25 protein-coding genes are annotated in these 26,067 nt (G+C 69.0%); 11 read left to right on the top strand and 14 right to left on the bottom strand.

The window, feature by feature from the left end:
- Positions 1-43: 43 nt before the first annotated feature.
- From ACK8CO_RS08795 to zapE, 4 genes are read left to right on the top strand one after another with little or no spacing between them, the layout of a single operon-like run.
- A complete protein-coding gene (locus tag ACK8CO_RS08795; RefSeq protein WP_414898882.1) occupies positions 44-685 on the top strand; it encodes an HAD-IA family hydrolase in 642 nt (213 codons plus the stop codon).
- Positions 678-1,592, top strand: a complete 915-nt coding sequence (locus ACK8CO_RS08790) for an ornithine cyclodeaminase family protein (protein WP_414898881.1) — start codon at positions 678-680, stop codon at positions 1,590-1,592. The genes ACK8CO_RS08795 and ACK8CO_RS08790 overlap by 8 nt, the downstream gene beginning before the upstream one ends.
- On the top strand, positions 1,589-2,506 hold the full coding sequence (locus ACK8CO_RS08785) for an alpha/beta fold hydrolase (RefSeq protein ID WP_414898880.1): 918 nt from the start codon (positions 1,589-1,591) through the stop codon (positions 2,504-2,506). The genes ACK8CO_RS08790 and ACK8CO_RS08785 overlap by 4 nt, the downstream gene beginning before the upstream one ends.
- Positions 2,507-2,556: 50 nt before the next feature.
- A complete protein-coding gene (gene zapE / locus ACK8CO_RS08780; RefSeq protein WP_414898879.1) occupies positions 2,557-3,636 on the top strand; it encodes a cell division protein ZapE in 1,080 nt (359 codons plus the stop codon).
- 40 nt (positions 3,637-3,676) lie between these two features.
- Here the strand turns inward: zapE and ACK8CO_RS08775 are convergent, their stop codons facing one another.
- The 4 genes from ACK8CO_RS08775 to ACK8CO_RS08760 all read right to left on the bottom strand — a co-directional run bounded on the left by ACK8CO_RS08775 (position 3,677) and on the right by ACK8CO_RS08760 (position 7,910).
- A complete protein-coding gene (locus ACK8CO_RS08775) occupies positions 3,677-4,915 on the bottom strand; it encodes a bifunctional folylpolyglutamate synthase/dihydrofolate synthase (RefSeq protein ID WP_414899002.1) in 1,239 nt (412 codons plus the stop codon).
- 32 nt (positions 4,916-4,947) lie between these two features.
- A complete protein-coding gene (accD, locus tag ACK8CO_RS08770; protein ID WP_080614864.1) occupies positions 4,948-5,952 on the bottom strand; it encodes an acetyl-CoA carboxylase, carboxyltransferase subunit beta in 1,005 nt (334 codons plus the stop codon).
- Positions 5,953-6,033: 81 nt separating this feature from the next.
- A complete protein-coding gene (locus tag ACK8CO_RS08765; RefSeq protein WP_080614865.1) occupies positions 6,034-6,909 on the bottom strand; it encodes a CPBP family intramembrane glutamic endopeptidase in 876 nt (291 codons plus the stop codon).
- Positions 6,910-7,025: 116 nt separating this feature from the next.
- A complete protein-coding gene (locus tag ACK8CO_RS08760) occupies positions 7,026-7,910 on the bottom strand; it encodes a lysostaphin resistance A-like protein (RefSeq protein WP_414898878.1) in 885 nt (294 codons plus the stop codon).
- A 112-nt stretch (positions 7,911-8,022) separates the two neighbouring features.
- On the opposite strand from ACK8CO_RS08760, the gene ACK8CO_RS08755 reads away from it, so the two are divergent.
- Positions 8,023-8,784, top strand: coding sequence for a hypothetical protein (locus ACK8CO_RS08755; RefSeq protein ID WP_414898877.1), 762 nt, complete (start codon positions 8,023-8,025; stop codon positions 8,782-8,784).
- Positions 8,785-8,855: 71 nt separating this feature from the next.
- On the opposite strand, the gene ACK8CO_RS08750 is transcribed toward ACK8CO_RS08755, so the two are convergent.
- A complete protein-coding gene (locus ACK8CO_RS08750; RefSeq protein ID WP_414898876.1) occupies positions 8,856-9,161 on the bottom strand; it encodes a hypothetical protein in 306 nt (101 codons plus the stop codon).
- 648 nt (positions 9,162-9,809) lie between these two features.
- Between ACK8CO_RS08750 and ACK8CO_RS08745 the strand changes: the two genes are divergently transcribed.
- The 3 genes from ACK8CO_RS08745 (at position 9,810) to ACK8CO_RS08735 (ending at position 14,432) form a co-directional block, all read left to right on the top strand.
- Entirely contained in the window at positions 9,810-10,598 is a 789-nt protein-coding gene (locus tag ACK8CO_RS08745; RefSeq protein WP_414898875.1) for a DUF6478 family protein, read from the top strand.
- A gap of 760 nt (positions 10,599-11,358) precedes the next feature.
- Positions 11,359-13,386 (top strand): FAD-dependent oxidoreductase, encoded by a 2,028-nt coding sequence (locus ACK8CO_RS08740; RefSeq protein ID WP_414898874.1) that lies wholly within the window; start codon positions 11,359-11,361, stop codon positions 13,384-13,386.
- A 143-nt stretch (positions 13,387-13,529) separates the two neighbouring features.
- Positions 13,530-14,432 (top strand): LysR family transcriptional regulator, encoded by a 903-nt coding sequence (locus ACK8CO_RS08735; protein WP_414898873.1) that lies wholly within the window; start codon positions 13,530-13,532, stop codon positions 14,430-14,432.
- Positions 14,433-14,471: 39 nt separating this feature from the next.
- On the opposite strand, the gene ACK8CO_RS08730 is transcribed toward ACK8CO_RS08735, so the two are convergent.
- The 4 genes from ACK8CO_RS08730 to ACK8CO_RS08715 are packed head-to-tail and all read right to left on the bottom strand — an operon-like array spanning position 14,472 to position 17,487.
- Positions 14,472-15,458: an OmpA family protein gene (locus tag ACK8CO_RS08730; protein WP_414898872.1), complete on the bottom strand. Its 987-nt coding sequence runs from the start codon at positions 15,456-15,458 to the stop codon at positions 14,472-14,474.
- On the bottom strand, positions 15,455-16,018 hold the full coding sequence (locus tag ACK8CO_RS08725) for a peroxidase-related enzyme (RefSeq protein ID WP_080614874.1): 564 nt from the start codon (positions 16,016-16,018) through the stop codon (positions 15,455-15,457). The genes ACK8CO_RS08730 and ACK8CO_RS08725 overlap by 4 nt, the downstream gene beginning before the upstream one ends.
- A gap of 15 nt (positions 16,019-16,033) precedes the next feature.
- The gene (locus tag ACK8CO_RS08720) at positions 16,034-16,759 is read right to left on the bottom strand and encodes a GNAT family N-acetyltransferase (protein ID WP_414898871.1); all 726 of its coding nucleotides are present in this window, start codon (positions 16,757-16,759) and stop codon (positions 16,034-16,036) included.
- On the bottom strand, positions 16,756-17,487 hold the full coding sequence (locus tag ACK8CO_RS08715; protein ID WP_414898870.1) for a competence/damage-inducible protein A: 732 nt from the start codon (positions 17,485-17,487) through the stop codon (positions 16,756-16,758). The genes ACK8CO_RS08720 and ACK8CO_RS08715 overlap by 4 nt, the downstream gene beginning before the upstream one ends.
- A gap of 174 nt (positions 17,488-17,661) precedes the next feature.
- Here ACK8CO_RS08715 and map point away from each other — a divergent pair, with 174 nt between their 5' ends.
- Together map and ACK8CO_RS08705 are read left to right on the top strand one after the other, a co-directional pair.
- Positions 17,662-18,525, top strand: coding sequence for a type I methionyl aminopeptidase (gene map, locus ACK8CO_RS08710; RefSeq protein ID WP_414898869.1), 864 nt, complete (start codon positions 17,662-17,664; stop codon positions 18,523-18,525).
- Between the two features lie 81 nt (positions 18,526-18,606).
- Positions 18,607-20,139 carry a dienelactone hydrolase family protein gene (locus tag ACK8CO_RS08705; RefSeq protein WP_414898868.1) on the top strand — a complete coding sequence of 511 codons (1,533 nt, stop codon included), beginning with the start codon at positions 18,607-18,609 and terminating at the stop codon, positions 20,137-20,139.
- A gap of 129 nt (positions 20,140-20,268) precedes the next feature.
- On the opposite strand, the gene ACK8CO_RS08700 is transcribed toward ACK8CO_RS08705, so the two are convergent.
- From ACK8CO_RS08700 to ACK8CO_RS08690, 3 genes are read right to left on the bottom strand one after another with little or no spacing between them, the layout of a single operon-like run.
- The gene (locus ACK8CO_RS08700) at positions 20,269-21,213 is read right to left on the bottom strand and encodes a DUF6635 family protein (RefSeq protein ID WP_414898867.1); all 945 of its coding nucleotides are present in this window, start codon (positions 21,211-21,213) and stop codon (positions 20,269-20,271) included.
- A 41-nt stretch (positions 21,214-21,254) separates the two neighbouring features.
- Positions 21,255-21,815, bottom strand: coding sequence for a 16S rRNA (guanine(966)-N(2))-methyltransferase RsmD (gene rsmD, locus ACK8CO_RS08695; protein ID WP_080614879.1), 561 nt, complete (start codon positions 21,813-21,815; stop codon positions 21,255-21,257).
- Positions 21,812-23,017 (bottom strand): NAD(P)/FAD-dependent oxidoreductase, encoded by a 1,206-nt coding sequence (locus ACK8CO_RS08690; protein WP_414898866.1) that lies wholly within the window; start codon positions 23,015-23,017, stop codon positions 21,812-21,814. The genes rsmD and ACK8CO_RS08690 overlap by 4 nt, the downstream gene beginning before the upstream one ends.
- 94 nt (positions 23,018-23,111) lie before the next feature.
- On the opposite strand from ACK8CO_RS08690, the gene ACK8CO_RS08685 reads away from it, so the two are divergent.
- Positions 23,112-23,600, top strand: a complete 489-nt coding sequence (locus ACK8CO_RS08685; protein WP_414898865.1) for a peroxiredoxin — start codon at positions 23,112-23,114, stop codon at positions 23,598-23,600.
- A 955-nt stretch (positions 23,601-24,555) separates the two neighbouring features.
- Here ACK8CO_RS08685 and ACK8CO_RS08680 read toward each other — a convergent pair.
- Positions 24,556-24,849 (bottom strand): 4a-hydroxytetrahydrobiopterin dehydratase, encoded by a 294-nt coding sequence (locus ACK8CO_RS08680; protein WP_080614882.1) that lies wholly within the window; start codon positions 24,847-24,849, stop codon positions 24,556-24,558.
- Positions 24,846-26,057, bottom strand: a complete 1,212-nt coding sequence (locus ACK8CO_RS08675; protein ID WP_080614883.1) for a GNAT family N-acetyltransferase — start codon at positions 26,055-26,057, stop codon at positions 24,846-24,848. The genes ACK8CO_RS08680 and ACK8CO_RS08675 overlap by 4 nt, the downstream gene beginning before the upstream one ends.
- Positions 26,058-26,067 lie beyond the last annotated feature (10 nt).

Raw genomic sequence — 26,067 nt, 5'->3', positions numbered from 1 at the left:
CGGGGCTAGGCTGCCCGCCAAGATCCCGCCGACAGGAGACATCATGCCCATCGACGCCGTCGTTTTCGATATCGGTCGTGTGCTGATCGACTGGCAGCCCGAAGCCTTCTACGATGGCCGCATCGGCCCGGATCGCCGCCGTGCCCTGTTCGCCGAGGTCGATCTCTACGGCATGAACGAGGGCGTCGACCGGGGCGACGATATCGGGGAGGCGGTCGCGGCGCTGGCGGCGCGTCATCCTGCCTGGGAGGCCGAGATCCGGATGTGGCAGGATGACTGGCTCGAGATGGCCAGCCCGGCCTTCCCGGACGCCGTTGCCGTTCTGAAGGCGGTGAAGGCCGCGGGCCTGCCGGTCTTTGCGCTGACCAATTTCGGCGATGCCACCTATGACATCGCCCGCGCCGCCTATCCGTTCTTCGATCTTTTCGACCGGGCCTATGTCTCGGCCCGGCTGCGGGCGATGAAGCCCGCTCCCCGGATCTACGAGATCCTCGAAACCGACAGCGGTGTCGCGCCCGGGCGGCTGATCTTCACCGATGACAAGGCCGAGAACATCGCCGCGGCCGCTGCCCGGGGCTGGAAGACGCATCTTTTCGAGGGCGCGCGGGGCTGGGCCGCGCGGCTGGTTTCGGAAGGCGTGCTGGATGCCGCCGTTCTGGCCGAGGGGGTGCTGGCCGATGCCTGAGACCATCGGCTTCGAAGAGGGGGAGCGGGTCCTGACCTGGCCGGGGCTTTGCGACGCGCTGGCGCGGGGCCATGCCCTGCCCCGGGCCGAAATCGCCGACAGCTTTCTTTATCGCGGAGCGGATACGCTTTTGAACCGTGCGGCCTGGATCGACGGGCTGGGGCTTGCGGTGAAGACGGCCACGATCTTTCCGGGCAACGACGCCCGTGGCATTCCTGCGGTCAATGGCGGGGTCTGTCTTTATTCCGATGCCGATGGCAGGCTTGAGGCCATGGTCGACTTCCATCTGGTGACGAAATGGAAGACCGCGGGCGACAGCCTGCTGGCTGCCACCCGGCTGGCCCGGCCCGACAGCCGCCGGATTCTGGTGCTGGGTGCGGGCAATGTGGCGCGGTCTCTGGTCGAGGCCTATCGGAGCGCCTTTCCCGAGGCGGATTTCGCGATCTGGAGCCGCACCGAGGCGCGCGCCCGGCATCTGGCCGGGCGGCTCGGTGCGGCCGTCGCGACCGATCTCGAGGCGGCGGTGCGGGAGGCCGATATCGTGACCTCGGCGACGATGGCGACCGAGCCGCTGATCCGCGGCGACTGGCTGCGGCCGGGTCAGCATGTCGATCTGATCGGCGCATTCCGGCCCGACATGCGCGAAGCCGACGACCGGGCGCTGCAACGGGCGCGGGTCTTTGTCGACAGCCGCGAGACCGTGCTGGGGCATATCGGCGAGCTGAAGATCCCGCTGGCCTCGGGGGCGATCGGGCCGGAGGATGTGCTGGCCGATTACTACGATCTGGCTGCGGGCCGGTTCCGGCGCGAGGACAGGGACGAGATTACGCTGTTCAAGAATGGCGGCGGTGCCCATCTCGACCTGATGACGGCGCGCCATATCCTCGACAGCTGGTACGGCGCATGATCTGGGGGCTTCTGACGGCTGTTCTGCTGGTGGCGGCCTGGCCGCTGGCCGAGGCGCTGCGCCGCCCGATCGCGGCGCGCGACGGCTCGGAGGCCCCGGGAGAGTTCTGCTCTCTGCCGGAGGGGCGGACCCATCTTGTGTGGGACGGCCCGGCAGACGGGCCGGTCGTGGTCCTGCTGCACGGGCTGACCATCGGCAGCCATATGCTAGACCGGCTGGCCGGGGGGCTCGCTGCCAGGGGCTACCGCGTGCTGCGCTACGATCTTTACGGGCGGGGCTTTTCCGACCGGCCGCGCGGTGCGCAGGACCGGGCGTTTTTCCTGTCCCAGCTCGAGGCGCTTCTCGAGGCGCGCGGGCTCGGCGGCGATCTGACGCTTGTCGGCTATTCGATGGGCGGCGCGATCCTGACCGCCTTTGCCGCGGCCCATCCCGGCCGGGTGCGGCGACTGGTGCTGTTGGCGCCGGCCGGTCTGGGCCAGACCCCGCCCCGGCTTGCCGATCTGGCGGTGCGGCTGCCCGGGATCGGCGACTGGCTGATGGCGGTGATCGGCGGGGTCGTGCTGCGGCGGATGGCGCGGGCGGCGGACAGGGCCTACGGTCTGCCCGGGACCCTGAGCGCGGCCCAGATTGCCGAGACCCGGTTTCGCGGCTTCCTGCCTGCCGTGCTGTCGAGCCTGCGACACATGCTGGCCGAGGACCTGTCGGGCGCGCATCGCGCTCTGGCGGAGGCGGCCGTGCCGGTCCAGGCGATCTGGGGCGGGCAGGACGAGGTCATCGCGCCGGGGGCGCGCGCGCGGCTGGCCGCGCTCAATCCCGGCGCCCGTCAGCTGTTGTTGCCGGAGGCTGGCCATGGCCTGCCGGTCACCCATGTCGACGCGATCCTGGATGAAATTCCTGCCGCCTGCACGCATTGAGGCGATGCGTTCCGCTTTCCTTCCATGTTGCGGCATTCTAGATCCGGGCCATGAGCGAGACACTGAGAAACCTTTACGATGCGCGCGCGGTCCGTGGCGATCTGCGCCCCGACCCGGACCAGATCGCGGCGCTGGCGCCGCTCGAGCGGATCCGGCAGGCGCTTGAAAACCCGCCGCCGGCGCCCCGGGGCGGGTTCTTCCGCAAGGCGCCTCCGCCCGAGCCTGTGCACGGGCTTTATCTCTGGGGCGGCGTCGGGCGCGGCAAGTCGATGCTGATGGATCTGTTCTTCGAGGCGGTCGCGATCGGGGGCAAGCGGCGGGTCCATTTCCACGCCTTCATGCAGGAGGTGCATCGCGGACTGCATGCGGCGCGGGCCAAGGGGGCGGACGATGCGCTGAAGCCTGTCGCGGCCGGAATCGCCGAGGGCCTGACGCTGCTTTGCTTCGACGAGATGCAGATCGTCGACATCACCGATGCGATGATCGTGGGCCGGCTGTTCGAGCTTCTCTTCGCGGCCGGGGTGACGGTCGTGACCACTTCGAACCGGGTGCCGGGAGAGCTTTACAAGGACGGGCTGCAGCGCGAGCGGTTCCTGCCCTTCATCCGGATGCTGGAAGAGCGGCTGGAGGTCATGGAGCTTGGCTCGGCCACCGATTACCGGCAGAACCGGCTGACCGGGGAAGAGGTCTATTTCACCCCGTCCGACCGGGCCGCGCGGGCGCGGATGGCGGCGATCTGGGAGGATTTCACCCATGGCGAGGGTCGGTCCTTGGTGCTGCGGGTGCAGGGGCGTCCGGTCGAACTGCCGCTGTTTCATAACGGGGTGGCGCGGGCGACCTTCTGGGATCTTTGCGCAAGGCCGCTGGGGCCTGCCGACTATCTGGCCATAGCGCAGGCGGTGCGGGTCTTGATCCTCGAGGACATCCCGCGGCTGTCGTCGGAGAATTACAACGAGGCGCGGCGCTTCGTGACACTGATCGATGCGCTTTACGAGGGGAAGGTGAGGCTGATCGCCTCGGCAGCGGCGGCGCCCGAGATGCTTTATCTCGAAGGCGAGGGGACCTTCGAGTTCGAGCGAACGGCGAGCCGTCTGCGCGAGATGCAAGGCGCGGACTGGGCGCGCGGCTAAGCGCGGGGCGCGAATTTTCAACGAAAATTCGGGGTCGGGATCAGCCGTTTTCGCGCAGGACCCGGCCCGCGAGATAAAGAGAGCCGCAGATCAGGATGCGCGCTTCGGGCGTGGCAGCGGCGATCCGGGCGACCGCGTCGGCCACGTCCGCGGCGGTATCGGCCCGGAACCCTGAGGCATCGGCCGCTGCACGGGTCGCCTCGGCGGGCAGGGTGGCGGTTTCGCCCGGGATCGACACGGCCGTCAGGCTGTCGGAAACAGCCGCGAGCGGTTTCAGGAAGCCCGTCACATCCTTGGTGTTCAGCATCCCGCAGACGAGATGCAGCGGCCTTGGTGAAAGCCGCGTCACGGCCTCTGCCAGCGCTTCTCCGGCGGCCGGGTTATGACCTCCGTCGAGCCAAAGCTCGGCCCGGCCCGCGGCGTCGACCAGCGGCCCGTGACGAAGCCGCTGCAGCCGGGCGGGCCAGTCGGCGCGGGTCATCGCGGCCTCGCAGGCGGTCTCGTCCCGGCCGAGCGCGCGCAGCGCGGCCAGCGCGGCCCCCGCATTCGCGACCTGATGCGCCCCGATCAGCCGGGGCATCGGCAGGTCCAGCAAGCCGCGTTCGTCCTGGAAGATCAGCCGCCCGCGTTCCTCCCAGACATGCCAGTGCTGGCCATGGGCGATCAGGGGCGCGCCCAGCCGGGCGGCGCGGGCCTCGATCACCTCCATCGCCGGCTCCTCCTGCGGGCCGACCACGCAGGGCACGCCGCGCTTGAGGATCCCGGCCTTTTCACCGGCGATCTCGGCCAGGGTCTCGCCCAGGTATTGCTGATGGTCGATCGAGACCGGCGCGATCACCGTCAGGCGAGGCGTCTCGATCACGTTGGTCGCGTCGAGCCGCCCGCCGAGGCCCACCTCGAGCAGGCAGTAATCGGCCGCCTCCCGGGCGAAGGCCAGAAGGGCCGCGCAGGTGGTGATCTCGAAATAGGTGATCGGGGCGCCGCCATTGGCGCGCTCGCACTCCTCGAGCACCGCGGCCAGCGCGGCTTCGGCGATCGGCCCGTCTGCCATCCGGACCCGTTCATGGAACCGCGCCAGATGCGGCGAGGTATAGGCCTGTACCCGTGCGCCCGCGGCCTCGAGCCCGGCGCGGATCATCGCCAGAGTCGAGCCCTTGCCGTTGGTGCCCGCGACATGGATGACCGGGGCAAGCCGGCTCTCGGGATGGTCAAGCGCCGCCAGCAGGCGCCAGACCCGGTCCAGGACCAGGTCGATCACCTTGGGATGCAGCGCCATCATCCGCTCGAGGAGGACGTCGCTGGAGGCCGGGGTCACGCTTTTGCGCCTCCGGCCGGAGCGACGGCATCGGGCGGCGCGGGCGCGCGATGCGGCAGATCGGGCTGGGTCTCGGCGCCGCTATCGGCATCGTCCCGCGTGGGCCCGTGCGAGAAGCTGGCAGGCGGCGGCAAATCGGCGATCACAGCGGGCGGCAGCCCCATCAGCATGCGGATGATGGTGACCAGCTCTTCGCGCAGCTTGCCACGCGGCGTCACCCGGTCGAGCATGCCATGCTCGAGCAGGAACTCGGCGCGCTGGAAGCCCTCGGGCAGTTTCTCGCGGATCGTCTGTTCGATCACCCGCGGGCCGGCAAAGCAGATCAGCGCGTTCGGCTCGGCGATCTGCACATCGCCCAGCATGGCATAGGAGGCAGTGACGCCACCGGTGGTGGGATGGGTCAGCACCACGATATAGGGCAGGCCGGCCTCTTTCAGCATCTGCACCGCGACGGTCGTGCGCGGCATCTGCATCAGGCTGAGGATGCCCTCCTGCATCCGCGCGCCGCCCGCGGCCGAGAACAGGATGAAGGGCCGTCCCAGCGCCACGGCGCGCTCGGCCCCCGCGACGATGGCATTGCCGACATACATGCCCATCGACCCGGCCATGAAGCTGAAATCCTGCGCCGCGGCGACGACCGGGGTGCGGCCGATCTCGCCCTCGGCGACCAGCATCGCCTCTTTCTCGCCGGTCATCCGCTGGGCGCCGCGCATCCGGTCGGGATAGCGCTTCTGGTCGCGGAACTGCAGCGGGTCGGCAACCGGCACCGGCACCTCGACCTCGGTGAACACGCCGCCATCGAACAGGGTGGTGAAGCGGTCGCGCGGCAGGATCGCCATGTGATGGCCGCAGGAGGTGCAGACATTCAGATTGTCCGACATTTCCCGGTGGAACAGCATCGTTCCGCAGGCATCGCATTTCGACCAAAGGTTCTCGGGCATCTCGCGACGCGAGAAAAGCGAGTTGATCTTGGGCCGGACGTAGTTGTTGATCCAGTTCATCGGGGGCCTCTCGCACGGATGGGCCGTCAGATAAGCCGCGCGGGGCGGAATTGCAATCGCGGGGGCGCGCGGGCTGCCCGGTCAGATCAGCGCGCGCAGCAGCCGCCAGAGCAGCAGGATCGCGATCAGGTCGAGCGCCATGGCCCAGGGCGCGGTCGTGGTATCGGTGACGTCGAAGGGGGTGACGAACAGCGCCAGCCCGGTGATCGTGCCCTTGAGCGAGGTGAACAGCAGCGCGTTGACATTGTTGACGAAATGCCAGCCCATCGCGGTGCCGAGGCTGCCCGAGCGCTCTGTCAGATCGGCCGCGGCCAGGGCGAAGGCGAGGATGCCGATCAGGTTGATCGCGTTGTTCAGCCCCGCCGCCGGGTTGTAATGCAGCGCGGTGAAGATCAGCGCGGGCAGACCCATCCAGACCGCGCGCCAGGCAAAGCGGGCGGCCAGCTGCTGTTGCAGATAGCCGCGGAACAGAAGCTCCTCGGATCCGGTCTGGATCAGGATCAGCACAAGCGCCAGCGGCAGCACCCGCGCCCACGTGGCCGGGTCGAGATTGGCCTCGAGCGGCATCGTCGCAAAGGCCAGCCCGAACAGAAGCGCATAGGCCGGAACCAGCACCTTCAGCGCGCCGAAAAAGCCGCGTGCCCAGTCGCGCGCCGGTCCGAACAGCGACCCCGGCTCGCGGTAGTGAAGCGCGGGCGTCGCGATCAGGACGCCAAGGCCCATGCCGAGAAAGCTGGTCAGCACGAACAGGGTCTGGCCCGGGGTCGCGGGCGCGGCAAGGCCCATGATCCAGCCGAAATAGGCCATCGGCCCAAGCGCGGGATAAGCCGCGACCAGCATGGTCGAGAACACGCCGACATAGACCAGCAGGACCACCAGCAGGCCGACGATCAGGCGCCAGGTTTCGGGATAGAGCCGGGCGGGCTCGATATAGGCCTCGAACAGGGGGGACCGCATCGCTTTCTCTCTCGTCTTTATGTCTTTTCGGTAATTTCTTTTTCGCGAAGGTGGGCGGTGCGTCGGCAATGTCCGCTTCGGGGCTCAAGCTAGTGCCTTGCGGCAGCGGCTTCAACTCAGACCCGCAGCGCCACCCGCGCCGCCAGCCAGGACAGGCCCAGCACGGCGAGATCGACCGCGATCAGCGGCCCGAGCGCCGGGGCGTCGGCGCCGAAGCCGTAAGTGTAAAGCGCAAGCCCCGAGACCGGTCCGGGCAGGGCGAGGATCAGCACGGCCATGGCGTTGTTGACGAAGTGCAGCGCCACCGCCGGGCCCAGCGTCCCGGTCCGCGCGGTCAGATCCGAGGCCGCGACCGAGAAGGCCGCGGCCCAGAGCGCGGCGGGCAGGGCATTGCCGCCCGCGGTGTCGGGGCTGTAATGGGCCAGCGCGAAGAGCAGGGCGGGCAGCCCGATCCAGAGCACGGGGCTTCGGAACCGGGCGGCGAGCTGCTGCTGGAGATAGCCGCGAAACAGCAGCTCTTCGGCGAAGGTCTGGATCGCCAGCGCCGGCAGCGCCAGCGGCAGCAGCGCCAGCCAGGCACCGAAGGGGCGATGCGGGACCGGTTCGGGGCCGGAGGGCAGAACCGCCCAGAGCACCAGGTAAAGCAGCGCCACCGCGCGCAGCACCCGGACGAACTGGCCGATTGCCGCGCCGGGCGGGCCGGTCAGCGACCGGAAGCTGCGGCCCTGCATCAGCTGCGCTGCGACCGCGGTGCCGCAGATCAGGCAGAGGAAGGACGCCAGCAGCCAGAGCGTGTCCGAGGCGGTGGCGGTGGTGACGAAGACCCCGCGGAACGCCGCTTCGGCGATGCCCGGCCCGCGCAGCGCCGAGATCAGCCCGTAGACGGTGTAGGTCAGCCCGATCTGCACCGCCGCGATCACCGCCAGCCCGGCGGCGAGCCGCCACAGGCCAGCCTGGCCGCGTGCGGTCGAGACAAGCGTTTCATGCGGTTCGTAACGCATCGGGCGGCCCTTTCCGCCGCGACCCTAGACCGGCCGGAGCCTGTCCTTCAATGGCTTGTCTCGCGGTCTGCCCATCTCTATCCCGGGGCGCAAGCAAGCGGCCGAGGAGATGATGCCAGAGCAGACCCCCGAGATCTTCCGCGAGATCTTCCGCGAGATCCTCCGCGAGATCCTCCGCCCGCGCCGGACCGTCGCGCGGGCCCTGCGGCGCGGGCTTTGTGCGGCGGTGTTGCTGGCCTTGCCGGGCTGTGTGACCGAGGGCGGCGGCGTGCATCGCACGATCGTGGCCGATGGGCGTGTCGCGATTGTCGCGCCTTACGGCTTCTGCGTCGATGAAAGCGCCAGCCGTGACGACGAGGATGGCGCTTTCGTGCTGTTGGCAAGCTGCGCCGCGCTGACCCGGGGGGCAGAGGCCGCCGTGCCGGCCGAGGATGCGATTCTGACGGTTTCCGTTGCGCCGAGCCCCGGTCCGGGCGGCAGTCCCGAGGATCGCGCCCTGGTGCTGCGCCGCTATTTCGCCTCCGAACTCGGCCGCGCCGCGCTGGCGCGAAGCGGCGACCCTGCCGATGTCGAACTGCTCGGGACGGACACACGCGGCGCAGTTTTCCTGGTGCATTCCGTAGACCGGGGGCCGGGTCTGGCCGAGGGGCTGCGCCCCGATAGCTGGCGCGCGGTCTTCGAGGCCAACGGGCGGATCGTGACCGCGGCCGCCACCGGCTTCGCGTCGCGTCCGATCGGCGATCAGGCCGCCCGCGCCCTCCTGCAGGATCTGGCCGGGCGCAGCCGTGCCGCAACCGCAAGCCTGCCCGATCCGACGATGGCGCCGTCTGCCGCCTCCGGTGCGGCTCCGGTGCCTGGCGGCCGCAGCGACTAGGGGCGTCCCGGCATCTGGCGGGGCGGATCGGCGATCAATCTGTCCGGCTCTGAAGTCCGGACTTTGCAATGCTACTCGCGGGGAGCGAGACCGCTGAAGGTCTTGAGCCTGCGCGCGAAGCTGTAATCTGCTGCGCGGGGGCGGAGCTGGCGGTTGCTGTCGTCATGGATGCGCCTGGCATTCGGCGGCGAGGCGCGCCACTGGCGCCTCTCCTGATCCGCGTCACCGTTCTTGATTGTGCGGTTCATCCGTTCGACATGGCTGCCGCTCAGGAAAAGCCCCCCGGGCTTCTTCTGATCCTCCAAACTCCACGGATGGTTGGGTTCGGGTGGCCGATGCCCGATCCCGTTGGCTTCACAGATCAAGTCGAAGCGCATCCGTCGGGAATAGCCGGTGTTGCGGTTGCGAGCCTGCTCGGCGGATGCCCCTCGCCATTGTCACTCGGAGACAGGCGAGGCCCGATGGGATAGCGCTTGAAGCGCTGCCGCTTTGGCTTGTCGCCCTCGTCCTCGGGCAGGCGCGAGATGCACTGCAGCTTGAATCGGTGGGCCATCATGGCTCATCGCTGAAGGCCCCGATGCAGCGTCGACCGGGTCAGGTGCGGGGCCGTCGGCTGCAAGGCATAAGGACGGTCGTCGGGCGGCCGGCAACATGTGGCGCCGAAAAGCAACGACCATCGCTTCTTCCGCTTCGCCGGGCAGGGTGAGCGCTGTTCCTGCGGCCCCGTCTGTCCCGTGTTTCCGCTATCTGTCGACCCTCCTCCGATTGATCTCGAACTTCCGGCTCTCGGCCACGGTCGATGCTTGCCATCGGCTCATATTGCGGCTCTGACGGCCTGCGTGATCGTGGCGCAGCCGCGACGAACTTGCCGCATGGGCTTCCTTCCATCCCCCCCGAATGGATCGCAGCATCAAACCCTGGGCTCAGACAGCCGGGGGCGCTCCGCAGCGAATCGGCGTTGCGTTAACCTGGCGGAATGAAGCCCGCGACTAGGCTGTCGCAGTCACAACCAGCGAAGCGGACCGATGCCGATCTTGCTCAAGCGCGATTCCCTTGCCGACCGTTTGCTGTTTCGGTCCGCTCTGGCCGCCCTGGCCGCCTGGGGGCGGGCCGGGGAGGCCGCCGAACGGCTCGATGCCCCTGATTTCGTTGCTCTGCCCGGCCGGGCCTGGCGGTTGCGTCACCGGCTTGGCCGGGCGATCCGGGGCGTCGATGCACGGCGCGCGGCGTTCCATGCCGCGGCCGCGACGGCGCGACTGCCGCTCGGGTCGGACTGGGGCTTCCGGCCCGCGCCCTTCGCGGCCCGGGTCAAGCCCTGCGGGTTGGCCGATATCGGTACCGGGCTTCGGCTCGGGCCGCAGGTGAGGCTGTTGCACGATGCCAGCCGGGCCGAGATCGCGTTTCACCAGATCGCCAACAGCTCTGCCGGGGACGGGGCGCCCTTCGGCCTGACGCTGGAGGTGGCGGGCTTCGATGGCGGCTTCGTTTCGGTCGTGTTCGAACTGCCCGCCCGTGCGGTCGAGGGGCTGGGGCGGCATCATCTGATCCGGTTGGATGCCGTGCTCGAGACCGAGGCGCCGCTCGATATCTTCGCCCGGATCAACATCCGCCATGGACCGAATTTCGCCCAGCTGGTGCGCGCAGTATCGCCGGATGAGCCAAGGATCGCGCTCGATTTCGACCTTGCCGCCAGCGACCTGCATGACGGTGGTGCCGACAGGATCTGGCTGGACCTGCTCTTCGACGGCCCCCGTATGAACCGTATCCTGTTATCCGACATGGTGCTGAGCCGCCGCCCGCGCTCAGAGCCGTGAAACTCGGCCGGGAAACGGTCGCGGTGCGTTGTCGCCCCGGTCCGGGCTGCCCCGTCGCGATGGGGCGGCGCCGCTGTCGGGCCGGAGCATCTGGCCTCTGCCGGTGGCGTCGGAACCTGGTGCTGGCAGGAGGCAGCGCCTTCCCGGTCGCGATCCTCGCAGCGCTCGCCGAGCTGTGCCGACACGCGATGCCGGCCGAGGCGGTGCCTTGGGAGATACGCGTGCCTCCAGCGCAGATGCGGGCCCGGACCGGGCCGCAGGGGACCTTCTTTGGCTGATGTCGTGCCTTTTCCATGTCACGCTGTGCCGCCGTTGCCCTGAGTGCCACATTGGTCCGGCTTCCGACCGACCGCAACCTCAGGAAAGGGCTGAAATGCCGAGGGGATTTTTCCGTCCTGTCCCGGGACACGAGGCGGCGCCGCGGCCTGCAGGCCCCGCCCCTCTGGCGCGCATGGACGTTCCCGCCTGGGCCGGCCGTCCGGCTTTCGGCCCGTCGCCGGAGAGGGGCGTGCCGGTCCCGGGGTGCGCGCCGCCCTGGAGGGGTGCCCGCCGCCCGCCGGCCGGGATAGGATGGTGCAACCGGGCCCCGGGCGGCGGCTCGTCCGGGGCGCGCGGAGACCGGGCTTACGTCGCGTCCCCGGTGACAGCGTCCCTGCGGCGCGACAGTCTGCGTTCCGGCGATGCCAGGACAGCTTCGCGACAGGCCCGCAAGAAGGCCCTGAAAGACGGCCCGTGACAGGCTTTGGGGAGGACCGAGGACATGACGACCGATTACCCGCATCTTCTGGCGCCGCTCGATCTGGGATGCGCGATCTTGCCGAACCGGGTGCTGATGGGCTCGATGCATACCGGGCTCGAAGAACGCGGCGACTGGGAAAGGGTGGCCGAATTCTACGGGTTGCGGGCGCGGGGCGGCGTCGGGCTGATGGTGACCGGCGGCATGGCGCCAAACCCCGAGGGGGGCGTGTTTCCGGGCGCGGCCGGGCTTTATTCGCCCGGCGACATCGCCAGTCACCGCCGGGTGACGGACCGCGTCCATGCCGAGGGCGGGCGGATCGCGATGCAGATCCTGCATGCCGGGCGCTATGCCTATGGCCCCGATTGCGTCGCGCCGAGCGCGCTCAAATCGCCGATCTCGCCCTTTGCACCGAAGGCGCTCGATGAGGCGGGCATCGAGAAGCAGATCGCCGATATCGCCACCGCCGCCGCCCGTGCCCGCGAGGCGGGCTATGACGGGGTCGAGGTGATGGGCTCGGAAGGTTATTTCCTGAACCAGTTCCTCGTGCGCCGCACGAATCGGCGCGAGGATGGCTGGGGCGGCAGCTACGAGAACCGGATGCGCCTGCCGCTGGAGGTCGTGGCCCGGGTCCGGGCCGCGGTCGGCGCCGATTTCATCCTGATCTACCGGCTGTCGATGATCGATCTCGTGCCCGATGGCTCCAGTTTCGACGAGGTGGTCGAGCTGGCGCAGCGGGTCGAGGCGGCGGGCGCCACGATTCTCAATACCGGCATCGGCTGGCACGAGGCGCGGGTGCCGACCATAGCGACCTCGGTGCCGCGCGCGGGGTTCGCCTGGGTCACGCAAAAGCTGATGGGCAAGGTCGGTATCCCGGTCGTGACCTCGAACCGGATCAACAGCCCCGGGACGGCCGAGCGCCTGCTGGCCGAGGGCGCGGCCGACATGGTGTCGATGGCGCGCCCGTTGCTTGCCGACCCCGATTTCGTGGTCAAGGCGCGGACGGGACGGGCCCGCGAGATCGCGCCCTGCATCGCCTGCAACCAGGCCTGTCTCGACCATACTTTCAGCGGCAAGGTCTCGACCTGCCTCGTCAATCCGCGGGCCTGTTTCGAGACGGAACTGCGCTACGATCCGGCCCGGACTCCGCGCCGCATCGCGGTGGTGGGCGCGGGGCCTGCGGGGCTGTCGGCGGCGCTGGTCGCGGCCGGACGCGGCCATGCGGTGACACTCTATGACAGGGCCGGGGCGCTGGGCGGGCAGCTCAACATGGCGCGGCGCATTCCCGGCAAGGAAGAGTTCGACGGGCTGGTCGACTGGTTCGCGACCATGGTCGCGCGGCAAGGCATCGCGCTGAAGCTGGGCACGGCCCCCGGCCCCGAGGAACTGCGGAACTTCGACGCGGTGGTGCTGGCGACCGGCGTTTCGCCGCGCGATCCGGGCATCGAGGGCCAGGATTTGCCGCATGTCCTGTCCTATGTCGATCTTCTGGCGGGCGGGGCCGAGGCCGGGGACCGCGTCGCGGTGGTGGGCGCGGGCGGCATCGGCTTCGACGTTGCCGAATATCTGGTGACGGGCGAAAGTCCGACCTGCGATCCCGCGCTTTGGCGCGCCGAATGGGGGGTGGCCGATCCGGCCCTCCATCGCGGCGGGCTTGCGCCCGAAGGCCCCCGGCCCGCGCCGCCGCGCCGCGCGGTCACGCTGTTGCAGCGGAAGGCCGAGAAGCCGGGGCGTCGGCTGGGCAAGACCACGGGCTGGATTCACCGTGCCGCGCTGGCGATGAAGGGGGTGACGATGCTGTCGGGCGTCACCTACGAGCGGATCACCTCCGAGGGCATCGAGATCAGCCTCGGCCCCGAACGGCGCGAGCGGCGGCTGGTGACGGCCGATACCGTGGTGCTTTGCGCCGGACAGGAGCCCGAGCGTGGCCTTGCGTCGGCACTCGGGGCGGCGGGCATCGCGCATCATGTGATCGGGGGTGCGGATGTGGCGGCCGAGCTTGACGCCAAGCGGGCCATCGACCAGGGCGCGCGGCTTGCCGCCACGCTCTGATCAGGGCCCGGGCACCTGTTTCCATTGGGATGACGATTCGGTCTGTTATCAAAGTATTGTCTGGAGCCTTCCCCAATCCTGCCCTATTCCGGCGGCAACTTGCGAAACGGTGGTGAGAGGGGCCCGCGAGCAAGGAAGAAAGCATGGACAGACTGACCGAGATGGAGGCCTTTGCCACCGTCGTGGATCAAGGCGGCTTTACCGATGCCGCCAGGAAGATGGGCATTTCGAAATCGGCCGTCTCCAAGCATGTCTCGTCGCTCGAGGCGCGGCTGGGCGCGCGGCTTCTGAACCGCACCACCCGGCGCGTCAGCCCGACCGAGATCGGTCTGGCCTATTACGACCGCGCGCGGCGGGTGCTGAACGATGCGGGCGAGGCCGATGCGCTGGTCTCGGCGATGCAATCGGCGCCCTCGGGGCTCTTGCGCATTTCGGTCGCGACCGATTTCGGGGTCAATCACCTGTCGCCGCTATTGGGCGAGTTCTTGCATGAATATCCCGACATCACCGTCAACATGGTGCTCAACAACCGCTTCGTCGAGCTGATCTCGGAAGGCTTCGACATGGCGATCCGGGTGGGCGAGCTGGAAGACAGCACGCTGCGCGCCCGCAAGCTGGCCGATACCACCAGGCGGATGATCGGCGCACCCGCCTATTTCGAGAAATTCGGCCGTCCGCAGAAGATCGACGATCTGAACGAACACAAGCTCCTGCATTATTCCAACCAGGCCAGCGGCAATGTCTGGAAGATCACCGCGCCTTCGGGCGAAAAGCGGCAGGTGCGCACGGCGGGATGGCTGACGGTGAATGACGGCCAGTCGCTGCTGAATGCCGCCATTTCCGGGCTCGGCATCGCCTATCTGCCGAGCTTCCTGTTCCGGGACGCGCTGGAAAAGGGGCTGGTCGAGGAGGCGATCCCGGGCCTGCCGCTGGAACGGCTGGGCATCTATGCGGTCTATCCGCCGGGACGGTTCACCCAGCCCAAGGTGCGCGCCTTCATCGACTTCCTGCTGACGCATTTCCAGGGCGACGACATCATGATCTGAGCCGGGCCCGGAGGCCCGCTCCCACCGGCGTTTCCGGCCTTACCGGGGCGTGTCGAGCACCGCCTCGACGCGGCGGTTCTCGGTCCGGCCCCGGTCGGTCGCGTTGCTGGCAAGCGGGGCCAGAAAGCCCACGCCCTCGGCCGCCACCTGCGCGGCCGGAATGCCCAGCCTGCCCACGAGATGGCCGCGCACCGCTTCGGCCCGTTTCCTCGACAGTGCGATATTGCCGGCCAGTCCCCCCTGGGTGTCGGTATGGCCGACCAGCACGACCTTGCTGCCGGGATGGGCGCGCAGATAGTCGGCGAGGGCCTCAAGCGCGGGGAAGGGGCCGGTGCCGAGGGTCGTCTCGGCTGTCGCGAAGTCGATCCCGGCCAGCACCGCATGCCCGTCCCGGGCGAGACGCTCGGCAAGCCCCGCCTCGTCCTCGGCGGGGGTGTCCTGCCCGTTCCCGGCCTCGATGCCCAGAGGGGCGTCCGCTCCGGGCGATTTGGTCGACTGTACCGCGGGCGCGGGCTCGGCCCGGCCGACCCGGGTGATCTGCACGAAGGCGCGCTCTTCGGAGCGGCTGACCATCAGCGTGACGTGATCGGTGCCGTCGGGCCGGGTCTTTTCGGCGGCGAGAAAGCGGAAATCGCCCAGATCCACATGCATGGCGGGCTCTGGCAGGGTGTCGGTGGCAAAGCGGAACTCGAACCCGCCGCAGCCCGCTGCCGCGCATTGGAAGGCGATCCGGTAGCCGCCCGCGATCAGTTCGGCCTTGAGCGGCTCGATCACCTGCAGCGTGCTCCGCCCCTCGAGCGGCGCCTGCCAGACCAGCCGCCGGATCGCGCCCTCGGCCCGTTCGCTCGGCACGATCCGGCCGTCATAGGGGCCGGTCGGAATGCGCAGGCTCGACGCGGCCTCGGTTTCATCGGCCACGACGGTCGCCGTCTCGGGCAGTTTCGGCACCATCGCCCCGGCCAGCCCCGGCCAGAGCATCCCCGGCCAGAGCAGCGCCAGCGCCAGCAGCGGGGACCCGGCCCTCATCTATGCGAGCCGTGATAGTCGGGGTTCGGCTCCATCCCCGAGGCCGAGGCGACGCGGTTGGTCATGTTGAAGAACCCGGTCACGGCGGCGATGTCCCAGATCTCGCGCTCGGAAAAGCCCGCCTCGCGCAGCGCCTGGCGGTCGGGCTCCTCGATCCGGTGGCTGGCCTCGGTCAGCTTCGCCGCGAAATCAAGCATCGCGCGCTGGCGCGGCTCGAGCTGCGCGACCCGGTAATTCATCACCAGCGCCTCGCCCAGCGCCGGATCGCCCGACAGCGCGCGCACAGCGGCGCCATGGGCGACCTGGCAATACCAGCAGCGGTTGATCGACGAGACCACGACCGCGATCATCTCGCGCTCGAGCCTCGACAGCCCGCTCTCGCCCAGCATCAGGTCGTTATACATCGCCGTGAAGGCGTTCAGCTTGCCGATATCGAAGGCATAGGCCGCCAGCACATTCGGCAGCAGCCCGAGCCGTTCGGCACAGAGGTCGAAATATTTCTGCGTCTCGGGCGGCAACGGGTCGACCATCGGCAGATCGAGCGCCGTCGGGCGCGGCATGTCATGGGTCACTGCTCAGGCCTTTTGCGGCGCAATCATTCGGTAATGATACTGTCCCACATTGGTCATGTTCAGGGAAGCATAGAGCGCAAGTGCCGCGTGATTGTCTTCTGTGACCAGCACGTTAAGCGTGCTGGCGCCGTGATCTAGGGCCCATTGGGCGGCGGCCCGCATCATGTTGACGGCGGTTCCTTGCCGACGATGCCCGGGCGAGACCGCGACCGCATGCACGAAGGCCATGTCGCGCTCCAGCGCCACGAAGGCGGTGCCCGCGGCGCGGTCCTTGCGGCGGCCCAGCACGGCGGTTTTCGGCCCCTGCACGCGGTCCATCACCGCCATCCGCGCCGGGCCGATGCCGTTCTCTGCCCAGAGCTCGGTCATGATCGCGAGCGGCTTCCAGACCGTGAAGGCCGCAAGCGGCGGGGGCGGCTCGGCGGCGATGGCGGCGGCCGACCCCGACAGGATCTTCACCGGATCGACCCTGAGATAGCCGCGCGCGTTCAGCGCGGCGTCCAGCGCGTCCTCTCCCGGTTTCACCATGAAAAGCGGCGTCTGGCCAAGCCTGACCATGCCGGTCTCGGCCTCGGGGATCGCCTCGGGGGTGAAGGCGCCCTCGAGCGTCGCGGCCGAGACCCGCTTGCCGCCGCCCTGTCCGTCGCGCAGGCACCAGGGCCCGGTCATGTGACGGAAGGCCGGCGGCCAGGTCGTCTCCTGGCCCGCGAACAGCCGGTCGGCCGTCACGCCATCGTCTCGGGAAAGAGCTCGCAAAGCGCGGCCATGGCAGCGTCGATCCGGCGGGCCTCGGTGCCGCGCACGACGATATTGGTGCCGTAGACGCCGTCGCGGCTGAACGGGTAGGACCCGATCGAAAGCTCGGGAAAGCGCTCGGCCAGCCCGCGCAGCTCGCCCGCGATATCGCCCTCGGGCCGCTCGACGCAAAGCGTCTGCGACATCAGCGGATCACCCCCCGCCAGCCGGGGCAGCACCACGGCCACCATCGCCTGGAACACGCTGGGCACCCCGGCCATGACATGCACATTGTCGAGCACGAAGCCGGGAGCGGCCGAGATCGGGTTCTCGATCAGAGCGGCGCCGTCCGGGATGCGTGCCATGCGAAGCCGCGCCTCGTTCAGATCGCGCCCCATCCGCGCGCAGTAATCGGCGAGAATCGCGCGGGCATCCTCGCGCACCCCGATGCCGACGCCGAATGCCGCCGCCACCGCATCGGCGGTGATGTCGTCATGGGTCGGTCCGATCCCGCCCGAGGTGAAGACGATGTCGTAATCGGTCCGAAGCGCGTTCAGCGCGGCCACGATCCGGTCCTGCCGGTCGGGAACGATCCGGACCTCGGACAGCCGGATGCCATGCTTGATGGCTTCGCCGGCGAGGTAATGCATGTTGGCATCGCGGGTGCGCCCCGACAGGATCTCGTCGCCGATCACCAGCATTGCCGCGGTGGGATTGCTCATGGCTCTCTCCTTGCCCGGATTGTCCTGTCCCCGGACAGGGTATAGGAGCCTGCCTGCGGCTTTCAAAGCCCTCTCATGCGTCCGGCGGCGGGGGGCTGGCCGCGCGTCCCTTCGCCCTCTGGCCTTTGCCGGGCTTGGGGCGTATCTCTGGGCCAGACCATGAAGGAGTGGGCATTGGACGAGAAGACCCGCGGCAGGCGGACGAAAGACAATATTCGCATCTACGACCCCGAGGATTTCGCCGGCATGCATGCCGCCGGACGTGTCGCGGCCGAGATCCTCGACGAGATCGCGCCTCTGGTCTTCCCCGGCCAGACAACGGCCGAGATCGACCGCGTCATCACCGATCTGGTCGAGGCCAAGGGCGCAGTGTCCGCCACCATCGGCTACAAGGGCTACAAGCATGCCAGCTGCATCTCGGTGAACCATGTGGTCTGCCACGGGATCCCGGGACCCAAGGTGCTGAAGGATGGCGACATCCTCAATGTCGATGTGACGGTGATCGTCGATGGCTGGTATGGCGATACCAGCCGGATGTATGTGGCGGGCAAGCTCTCGCGCAAGGCCGAGCGGCTGATTCAGGTCACCCATGATTCGCTGTTCAAGGGGATCGAGGCGGTCCGGCCCGGCAACACCTTCGGCGATATCGGCGCGGCCATCCAGTCCTTCGTGGAATCCCACCGCATGAGCGTGGTGCGCGATTTCTGCGGCCATGGGCTTGGCCGGGTGTTCCACGCACCGCCGAACGTGCTGCATTACGCGCCGTTCCGGCTGAACGAGGAGGGCCGGAAGGTCACGATTTCGGGCAACCCGACCCGCGACCCGACCCCGGTTCTCGAAGAGGGCATGTTCTTCACCATCGAGCCGATGGTCAATCTGGGCCGCCCCGAGACCAAGATCCTCGCCGATGACTGGACCGCCGTGACCCGCGACAAGTCGCTCTCGGCCCAGTTCGAGCATTCGATCGGTGTCACCGCCGATGGCTGCGAGATCTTCACGCTCTCGCCGGGCGGGCTGTTCCACCCTACCTTCGGCTGAGCCGCCCCCTTCCGGGGCGCGGCGCGGCGCACCACAACCCCGGAACATCTGCTGCCGGAAGGGCGGCGAGGGAGGCGGATCATGATCGAACTGTTCGCACGTCTGACGCCGATGCGCTGGATCGTCGGCATCGCGGCGCTTCTGGCGATCGCGGTCTCTGTCTGGCAGCTCGAGGCCGAACGCCGGGGCGTGGTCATCGCGCCGGTCCCGGGCACCGGGACGACGCCCGCCACGGTCTACCGGCTGAAGGACGCCCCGCCCGCCCCGGTGGTGATCGTCTCGCATGGCTTCGCCGGATCGCGCCAGCTGATGCAGGCCTGGTCGCTGACGCTGGCGCGTGCGGGCTATGCCGCGGTTGCCTTCGATTACGAGGGGCATGGCCGCAACCCGGTGCCGATGTCGGGCGATCTCGACAGTCCCGAGGGCACGGCGCTTCTGCTGATGGCAGAGACCCGGCGGGTGACCGATGCCGCGCTGGCCCAGCCCTGGGCCGACGGGCGGGTCGCGATCCTCGGCCATTCCATGGGCAGCTATATCGCCGTCCGCGAGGCGCGCGAGGACCCGCGCATTGCCGCCACGATCGGGATCGCGGCCGCGAATGACTCGATCACCGCGACCGAGCCGCCGAACCTGCTGATGATCAACGGCGAATGGGAAACCCGGCTGGCCGACGCCCCGCTCGAGGCGCTGCGACTGGCCGATCCTTCGGCGCAGCTGGGCGATACCCTGGGCGACCCGGCGAAGGGCACCGGGCGGCGGGCGCTGCTGGCGCCGGATGTCGAGCATATCGGCGTGATCTGGTCGCCGACGGCGCTTCGCGAGACGCGGGCCTGGCTCGACGCCACCTTCGGGCGGAAAAGCGGCGGGCCGGTGGTCGGGATCGGCGGCTGGATCGCGCTTCTGCTCGTTGGCATCGTGGCGCTGGCTTGGCCTCTGGCGCGGATGCGCGGCCAGACCGTGGCGCCCCGGCCCGCGCCGCTGCCACGCGGCCGCTTCCTGATCGTGGCGCTGCTTCCGGCGGTGGCGGTGCCGCTGATCCTGGCACCGTTCCGGACCCAGTTCCTTCCGGTGCTGGTGGCCGATTACCTCGCCGTCCATTTCGCGCTTTACGGCGCGATGGTGCTGGCGCTTCTGGCCTGGTGGGGCGAGCTGCGCTGGGCGGGCTGGCGCGAGACCGGCCGGATCCTAGCGCTGGCGGCGCTGGTGGCGCTTTACACCATCGGGGTCTTCGGCTTCGCCATGGATCGCTACGTGACCTCGTTCTACCCGATCCCGATCCGCGGCCTCATCATCGCGGCGATGGCGGTGGGGGCGGTGCCCTACATGCTGTCGGACGCGCTGATGGTCGAAGGCGGCCGCGCGCCGGCCTGGCGCAGCCTTGTGTCGCGCGGCGCCTTCCTGGTCTCGCTCGGGATCGCCACCGCGCTCGACTTCCACAGGCTGTTCTTCCTGTTGCTGATCCTGCCGATCATCCTGATCTTCTATCTGCTCTTCGGCACCATGGGCGGCTGGATCGGCCGCGCCACCAACCGGCCCGCGGGCGTCGGACTGGGGCTTGGACTGTTCCTGGCATGGGCGCTGGGCGTGACCTTCCCGATGTTCCAGGCGGTCTGATCCGGCCGTATCGCGGGACGGAGAGCGTGCCGGGGGTATTTTTACCAAGAAGAAGAGACGTTCGTGCTTCTTCCTGGCTCAAATACCCATGACGCGACAGCTGTCACGGGGCGCGGACCCCGGAGCGGCTCAGCCCCGCATCAGCCGGATCGCGGCGAGCCCGGCATCGGACAGATCGAGCAGCCGTGCGAAATAATGCTCGCGTGCGGCGAAGCCGCGGCGGCCGCTGCCGGTGAAGGCATCCTCCATCGCGTCGATCAGCCGTGTGAGGCGGCGCTGATGCATTCCCAGCGCGACCTGCGCCGGATCGGCGATGACGCCCGCGAAGGCTGCCACCAGCGCGCCGAGCCCGATCAGCGGCAGCGTGATCGCCAGGGTCATCCAGGCGGGCGCGGCGGTGGGGAAGATCCCGTACCAGGCGGTGCCGAGAAGCCCGCCCAGCGGAAAGGCGGCGATCGCCGCCTGATGCGCGACGATGGCGGCAAGCCCGGGCGCGAAGGAGACCATGCCCGGTGTCAGCGACTGGAAGGCGAGCGCGCCCGCGCCCATCGTGCCGAAGGCCGTGGTCATTTCGGCCACGGCCGAGCGGGTCCCGCCATAATCGCCCAAAGCGCGGGCGCTGAGCGCGGGGGCATCGCTGCGGGCCTCGACCAGGGCCGCGAGATCGGGATGGGTAAGGATCGCGCGGGCCAGCGCGTCCTTGCCGCTGGTGCCGCCGGGGCCCTCCCAGGGCAGTTCGAGCAGATCCACCACCACGGCGCGTTCGGCCGCGGTGGCAACATCGGTCGGCAGCAGGATCCGGCGCGCGCGCAGCCAGGCGGCAAGCCTGGGTGCGCGGCTTCCTGCGGCGGCCGCGGCGGCAAGCCGGGTCAGGATCAGCACCGGCGAGAGCAGCACGTTGACCGGTGCCTTCAGCACATCCCAGCCAAGCGCGTGGCGGTGCAGCGCGAGCGTGCCCGCCAGACCGAACCGGCGGCGGGCAAAGTCGGGCACGCGGGCGCGCCGCGCCGCGAAATAGCTGCGGGCGGCCTCGACAAGCGCGGCATCGGCATCGCGGGGCAAAGCGTCGGTCATGGCCGATCAGATGGGGCGAAACGATCCGTTCGGCAAGCCGCTCAGAGAGCCTCGAGAATGGAAATTGCGGTTTCACCGTAGCGGCGGCTGTCGAGCAGCGCGAGCCCCTCGGGCGGATCGATGGCCGCGCCCTCTTCCCAGACGATCAGCGCGCCCGGCGCGATCCAGCCATTCGCGAGCATCGCGGCCAGCGCCTTCTCGCCGAGGCCCTTGCCATAGGGCGGGTCGAGAAAGACCAGCGTCGCGGGCGCATCGGGGGCGGGGCCGGGCCGGGTCGCGTTCCGGCGCAGGACCGTGCACTCGGCCCCGGCCCGGCAGAGGCCCACATTCTCGTGGATCAGCGCCAGCGCCTTCCTGCCATCCTCGACGAAGCAGACATGCGCGGCACCGCGCGACAGCGCCTCGAGCCCCAGCGCGCCGGTGCCCGCGAAAAGATCGAGCACCCGCGCGCCCTCGACCGGATCGCCATAGCCGCCGTTCATGAGAAGGTTGAACAGGCTTTCGCGCACCCGGTCGGTGGTCGGGCGCAGATGTGCTGCCGGATCGCCCTTGCCGACCGAGGCCAGCGCCCGGCCACGGAACCGGCCCGCGACGATCCTCATGCCGCCATCAAGGCCTTGAGATCGCCGGCGGCGACCGTCTCGGGGGCGGGCGAGCGCCCGGCCTCGATCAGGCGCTTGGCGGTCATGTAGGCGCGGGGGTCGTTCATCGCGTCGAGCGCCAGCAGTTCGCTGCCGCGGTAATACCAGTGGCTGGCGCTGCCCTCGCGGTCGCCAGGGCGCACCACCACGCGGTCATAGCCCGAGTTCAGCCCCGCGATCTGCAGCTTGACGTCATACTGATCCGACCAGAACCAAGGTTTCGGGACATAGGGCGCCTCGGCCCCAAGCATGTTGGCCGCGACTGCCTCGGCCTGATCGATGGCGTTCTGCACGCTTTCAAGCCGGATCCGGCTGTCGCGATAGGGCAGGCTGGTACAGTCGCCCGCGGCCCAGATCGCCGGATCCGCGGTCCGGCCCATCGCATCGACCGCGATGCCCGCCTCGATCGCCAGCCCGGCGGCTTCGGCCAGCGCGGTTTCCGGCGCGACGCCGATCCCGAGGATGACGAAATCGGCCTCGATCACGCGTCCATCGGCCAGCTCGGCGCCGGTGACGCGGGTCTTGCCCAGCAGGCGGACGAGCCCCGTCGCCTCGCGGATCTTGACGCCATGGGCGGCATGGAGCGCGCGGAACCAGTCCGAGGTCTGGGGCGCGGCCACGCGCTGCAGGATGCGCGGCGCGGCCTCGATCAGGGTGACCTGCAGCCCCTGGGTGGCCGCCACTGCCGCGGCCTCGAGCCCGATATAGCCGCCGCCGACGATCAGCGCCCGGGCGCCGGGCCTGAAGTCGGGGGCCATCGCATCGACATCGGCGAGGCTGCGCACGACATGGACGCCCTCGAGCGCGCCGCCGATGCCGGCGGGCAGGCGCCGGGGCGCGGCGCCGGTGGCGAGCGCCAGCATGTCATAGGCGATCTCGTGCTTGCCAAGGTGCAGGCGGCGGCGGGTACGGTCGATGCCGGTCACCCGCTCGCCCAGCCGCAGATCGATCCCGGCCTCGGCATAGAATGCCGGTGGGCGCAGGTAGAGCCGGTCGACCGGCATCGCGCCCAGCAGGTATTTCTTCGAGAGCGGCGGTCGCTGATAGGGCGGCACGGTTTCGTTGCCGATCAGGGTCAGCGGCCCGTCATGGCCGAGCGCCCTGAGTTTCGCGGCCAGCGCCGCGCCTGCCTGGCCGGCGCCGATGATGACGATGTGGGACATGGGGGTTCCGCTTTGGGGTTCCGCTCTGGCACGATGCGGCCTTCACACTATCTGAGCCGCGAAACGCAATGCAATGGATCAGGAGGAAGAAGTCATGGCGATTTCCGAAGGCGACCGGCTGCCCGAGGCGAGCTTTACCGAAATGGGCGCGGACGGACCCGGCGCGGTGTCCCTGTCGGACAAGCTGAAGGGCCGCAAGGTGGTGATCTTCGCAGTGCCCGGCGCGTTCACGCCGACCTGCCATTCGGCGCATATGCCGAGCTTCATCAAGGCGAAGGACAAGCTGGCCGCGAAAGGCGTCGACGAGATCGTCTGCGTGGCCGTGAACGACCCCTTCGTGATGAAGGCCTGGGGCGAGTCGACCGGCGCGCATGCGGCGGGCATCTCCATGCTGGCCGATGCCGATGCGAGCTTCACCAAGGCCATCGGCATGGAGTTCGACGCCCCGCCGGCCGGGCTGATCTCGCGCTCGAAGCGCTACGCCATGCTGGTCGAGGACGGCGTGGTGAAGAAGCTCAATGTCGAGGCGAGTCCGGGCGAGTGCTCGATCTCGGCCGGCGAGACCCTGCTGGAGCAGATCTGAGCCAGATCTGAGCCAGATCTGAGGCAGATCTGAGGCAGATCTGAGACTGGCGGCCGGCGGGCCCTGCGCCCGCCGCATGACGCCCGTCCCCGATCAGGGGCGGGCGTTTTCACGGCCCCGGTCCGGTACGCAGCCCGCTGTCCTCAATCCGGCATAGTCAGGCCCCTGCGTTTGGATCGGCGCATCGGGGCCAATGCACACGGGGTCTGTCCCCCTGAATGGGGTTCGCGTAGTCTGGGCGCGCGCTTCACGGCCTTCAGCGCAAGAGGCTGCCATGACAGGGGACTGATCCGACCGGCTTCGAATGGGGGCAGATCCGGCTTTTCTTCCAGGCAAGCGGCGCGGGATGGCGCGGATGGATGACCGGCGCCTGCCGAACGGCATTTCCGGGGACTGCATGTTTCCCCACACCACCATCTGTTACCGCCTCAACCGTCGGACCAAAGCGAGGGGCTGGGCCAGTGTCTTTGAAGCTCTTTCAGAAAATCAACCGGATAACATGTCGTTGATCGACGGCGCGGTCATCCGCGCCCACCGACAGGCGGCGGCTCGAAAGGGCGGGGCGGATCACACCCCTGGCCATTCTCGGGGGTGAGTATCAGGATCAACGCCACGCCCGATCATCGCGGCCTGCCCTTGGAGATCACACCGTTGCCGGGCCAGGCCTTGGGCAGGGCGGCGGGGGCGGATCTGTCGGTCGATCCCGCGCCTGGCGATGAGGCGCGACCACGCCCGCGGCCATATCCCCATCCGGTGCGGCCGGCCGGAAGCTCGGGCATTCCTGCGCTTTGTCGTCAGCGCAATCTGGTCGATAGGGCCTTCAACAGGCTCAGGCATTTCGGAAAGATCGACCCGCGCGACGAGAGACCTGCGCGAAACCACCTCGCTGCCGGGCTCATCGCCTGTTCCTGCCTGTGGCCGAGGCATCATGAGGCCGCATCCCAGGCCAATGCCTTCAGGCCAGCGCATCCATCTTCCGCGCCAGTTCGACATCCTTCATCGTCAGCCCGCCGGCATCATGGGTCGAGAGCGTGACCTCGACGGTCTTGTAGACATTCGTCCAGTCGGGATGGTGATCCATCTTCTCGGCGCAGAGCGCGGCGCGGGTCATGAAGCCGAAGGCCGAGACGAAGTCGCCGAATTCATAGGTCTTGACGATGGCGTCGCGGCCTTCGGTCTTGGCCCAGCCATGGGCGAACAGAGACGACAGTTCGAGCCTGCGTTCGTCCTCGGTCAGTTTTCCGGTCATTCCTGTTCCTCCTCCTGGTCTTTCGCGGTCTTGCGGAACGGCCCGTAGGCGGTGATCACCTCGATCTCCTCGGCGACGGCCTCGCGCTCGGCCCGCAGGAAATGATCGACGGCGGCGCGGAGCCCCGGATCGGCGATCCAGTGCAGCGAATGCGTGGGCATCGGCAGATACCCGCGCGAGAGCTTGTGCATGCCCTGCGCGCCGGCCTCGACGGTGTCGAGCCCATGGGCGATGGCAAAGTCGATGGCGCGATAATAGCACAGCTCGAAATGCAGGCAGGGATGGTCCTCGACGCAGCCCCAGTAGCGCCCGTAAAGCCGCGACCGGCCGATGAAGTTCAGAGCCCCCGCTACGGGGCGGCCGTCGCGTTCGGCCAGCACCAGCAGCATGTCGTCGCGCATGGTCTCGTGCAGCCGGTCGAAGCAGGCGCGGGTCAGGTAGGGCCTGCCCCATTTGCGCGCGCCGGTATCCTGGTAGAAGCGCCAGAAGGCGTCCCAGTGGCCGGGCCGGATCTCGTCGCCGCTCAGCGCCCGGATGGTGCCGCCGAAGGTCCGGGCGGTGGCGCGTTCCTTGCGGATGTTCTTGCGCTTGCGCGAGGACAGCGTGGCGAGGAAGGTCTCGAAATCGGGATAGCCGCGGTTTTCCCAGTGGAACTGCTGGGTGACGCGGTGCAAGAGCCCCATCTCGCGGCCCGACTCAGCCTCGGCCTCGGTGCAGAAGGTGACATGGGCCGAAGAGAGATCGTTTTCGGCGGCGAGCCGCACCGCGCCTTCGAGCAGGGCCGCCCGCCCGCGCATCTCTTGCCCCGGGCGGGTCAGGAAGCGGCGGCCGGTGGCCGGGGTGAAGGGCACCGCGATCTGCAGCTTGGGATAATAGCGCCCGCCCGCGCGCTCGTAGCCATCGGCCCAGCCATGGTCGAAGATATATTCGCCCTGGCTGTGCGACTTGGCATAAAGCGGGGCGACGGCGAAGATGCCGCTTTCGTCGCGGGCCACCAGATGATGCGGCTGCCAGCCGGTGCCGGCCCCGACCGAGCCGCTGTCTTCGAGCGCGGCGAGAAAGCGGTGGGTGGTGAACGGGTCTTTCGGGCGCCCGCCATCGGCCGCCTCGGGGCAGGCACAGGCATCCCATTCGGTTGCCCCGATCCGGTCGATCGATCTCAATACCGCGATTTCGACCTGTTCTGCCTCGACGTGATCCGCGCGCATCGCTCCTGCC

This window comes from Rhodovulum sp. HP10 (genome assembly GCF_047553435.1).
Classification (GTDB): domain Bacteria; phylum Pseudomonadota; class Alphaproteobacteria; order Rhodobacterales; family Rhodobacteraceae; genus Rhodovulum.
Note: the sequence above shows the minus strand (reverse complement) of the source record. Positions and strands in the feature narration are given on the sequence as shown.

Coding starts and splice junctions, on each gene's coding strand:
- ACK8CO_RS08750 (WP_414898876.1), bottom strand. CDS start 9,161: ATGCGCTTCGACTTGATCTGTGAAGCCAACGGGATCGGGCATCGGCCA.
- ACK8CO_RS08755 (WP_414898877.1), top strand. CDS start 8,023: ATGCCAGAGCAGACCCCCGAGATCTTCCGCGAGATCTTCCGCGAGATC.
- ACK8CO_RS08740 (WP_414898874.1), top strand. CDS start 11,359: ATGACGACCGATTACCCGCATCTTCTGGCGCCGCTCGATCTGGGATGC.
- ACK8CO_RS08700 (WP_414898867.1), bottom strand. CDS start 21,213: ATGACCGACGCTTTGCCCCGCGATGCCGATGCCGCGCTTGTCGAGGCC.
- ACK8CO_RS08790 (WP_414898881.1), top strand. CDS start 678: ATGCCTGAGACCATCGGCTTCGAAGAGGGGGAGCGGGTCCTGACCTGG.
- rsmD (WP_080614879.1), bottom strand. CDS start 21,815: ATGAGGATCGTCGCGGGCCGGTTCCGTGGCCGGGCGCTGGCCTCGGTC.
- ACK8CO_RS08735 (WP_414898873.1), top strand. CDS start 13,530: ATGGACAGACTGACCGAGATGGAGGCCTTTGCCACCGTCGTGGATCAA.
- ACK8CO_RS08785 (WP_414898880.1), top strand. CDS start 1,589: ATGATCTGGGGGCTTCTGACGGCTGTTCTGCTGGTGGCGGCCTGGCCG.
- accD (WP_080614864.1), bottom strand. CDS start 5,952: ATGAACTGGATCAACAACTACGTCCGGCCCAAGATCAACTCGCTTTTC.
- ACK8CO_RS08680 (WP_080614882.1), bottom strand. CDS start 24,849: ATGACCGGAAAACTGACCGAGGACGAACGCAGGCTCGAACTGTCGTCT.
- ACK8CO_RS08685 (WP_414898865.1), top strand. CDS start 23,112: ATGGCGATTTCCGAAGGCGACCGGCTGCCCGAGGCGAGCTTTACCGAA.
- ACK8CO_RS08730 (WP_414898872.1), bottom strand. CDS start 15,458: ATGAGGGCCGGGTCCCCGCTGCTGGCGCTGGCGCTGCTCTGGCCGGGG.
- ACK8CO_RS08675 (WP_080614883.1), bottom strand. CDS start 26,057: ATGCGCGCGGATCACGTCGAGGCAGAACAGGTCGAAATCGCGGTATTG.
- zapE (WP_414898879.1), top strand. CDS start 2,557: ATGAGCGAGACACTGAGAAACCTTTACGATGCGCGCGCGGTCCGTGGC.
- ACK8CO_RS08765 (WP_080614865.1), bottom strand. CDS start 6,909: ATGCGGTCCCCCCTGTTCGAGGCCTATATCGAGCCCGCCCGGCTCTAT.
- ACK8CO_RS08690 (WP_414898866.1), bottom strand. CDS start 23,017: ATGTCCCACATCGTCATCATCGGCGCCGGCCAGGCAGGCGCGGCGCTG.
- ACK8CO_RS08715 (WP_414898870.1), bottom strand. CDS start 17,487: ATGAGCAATCCCACCGCGGCAATGCTGGTGATCGGCGACGAGATCCTG.
- ACK8CO_RS08775 (WP_414899002.1), bottom strand. CDS start 4,915: ATGATGGCGCTGCATCCCAAGGTGATCGACCTGGTCCTGGACCGGGTC.
- ACK8CO_RS08760 (WP_414898878.1), bottom strand. CDS start 7,910: ATGCGTTACGAACCGCATGAAACGCTTGTCTCGACCGCACGCGGCCAG.
- ACK8CO_RS08745 (WP_414898875.1), top strand. CDS start 9,810: ATGCCGATCTTGCTCAAGCGCGATTCCCTTGCCGACCGTTTGCTGTTT.
- ACK8CO_RS08795 (WP_414898882.1), top strand. CDS start 44: ATGCCCATCGACGCCGTCGTTTTCGATATCGGTCGTGTGCTGATCGAC.
- ACK8CO_RS08725 (WP_080614874.1), bottom strand. CDS start 16,018: ATGCCGCGCCCGACGGCGCTCGATCTGCCGATGGTCGACCCGTTGCCG.
- ACK8CO_RS08705 (WP_414898868.1), top strand. CDS start 18,607: ATGATCGAACTGTTCGCACGTCTGACGCCGATGCGCTGGATCGTCGGC.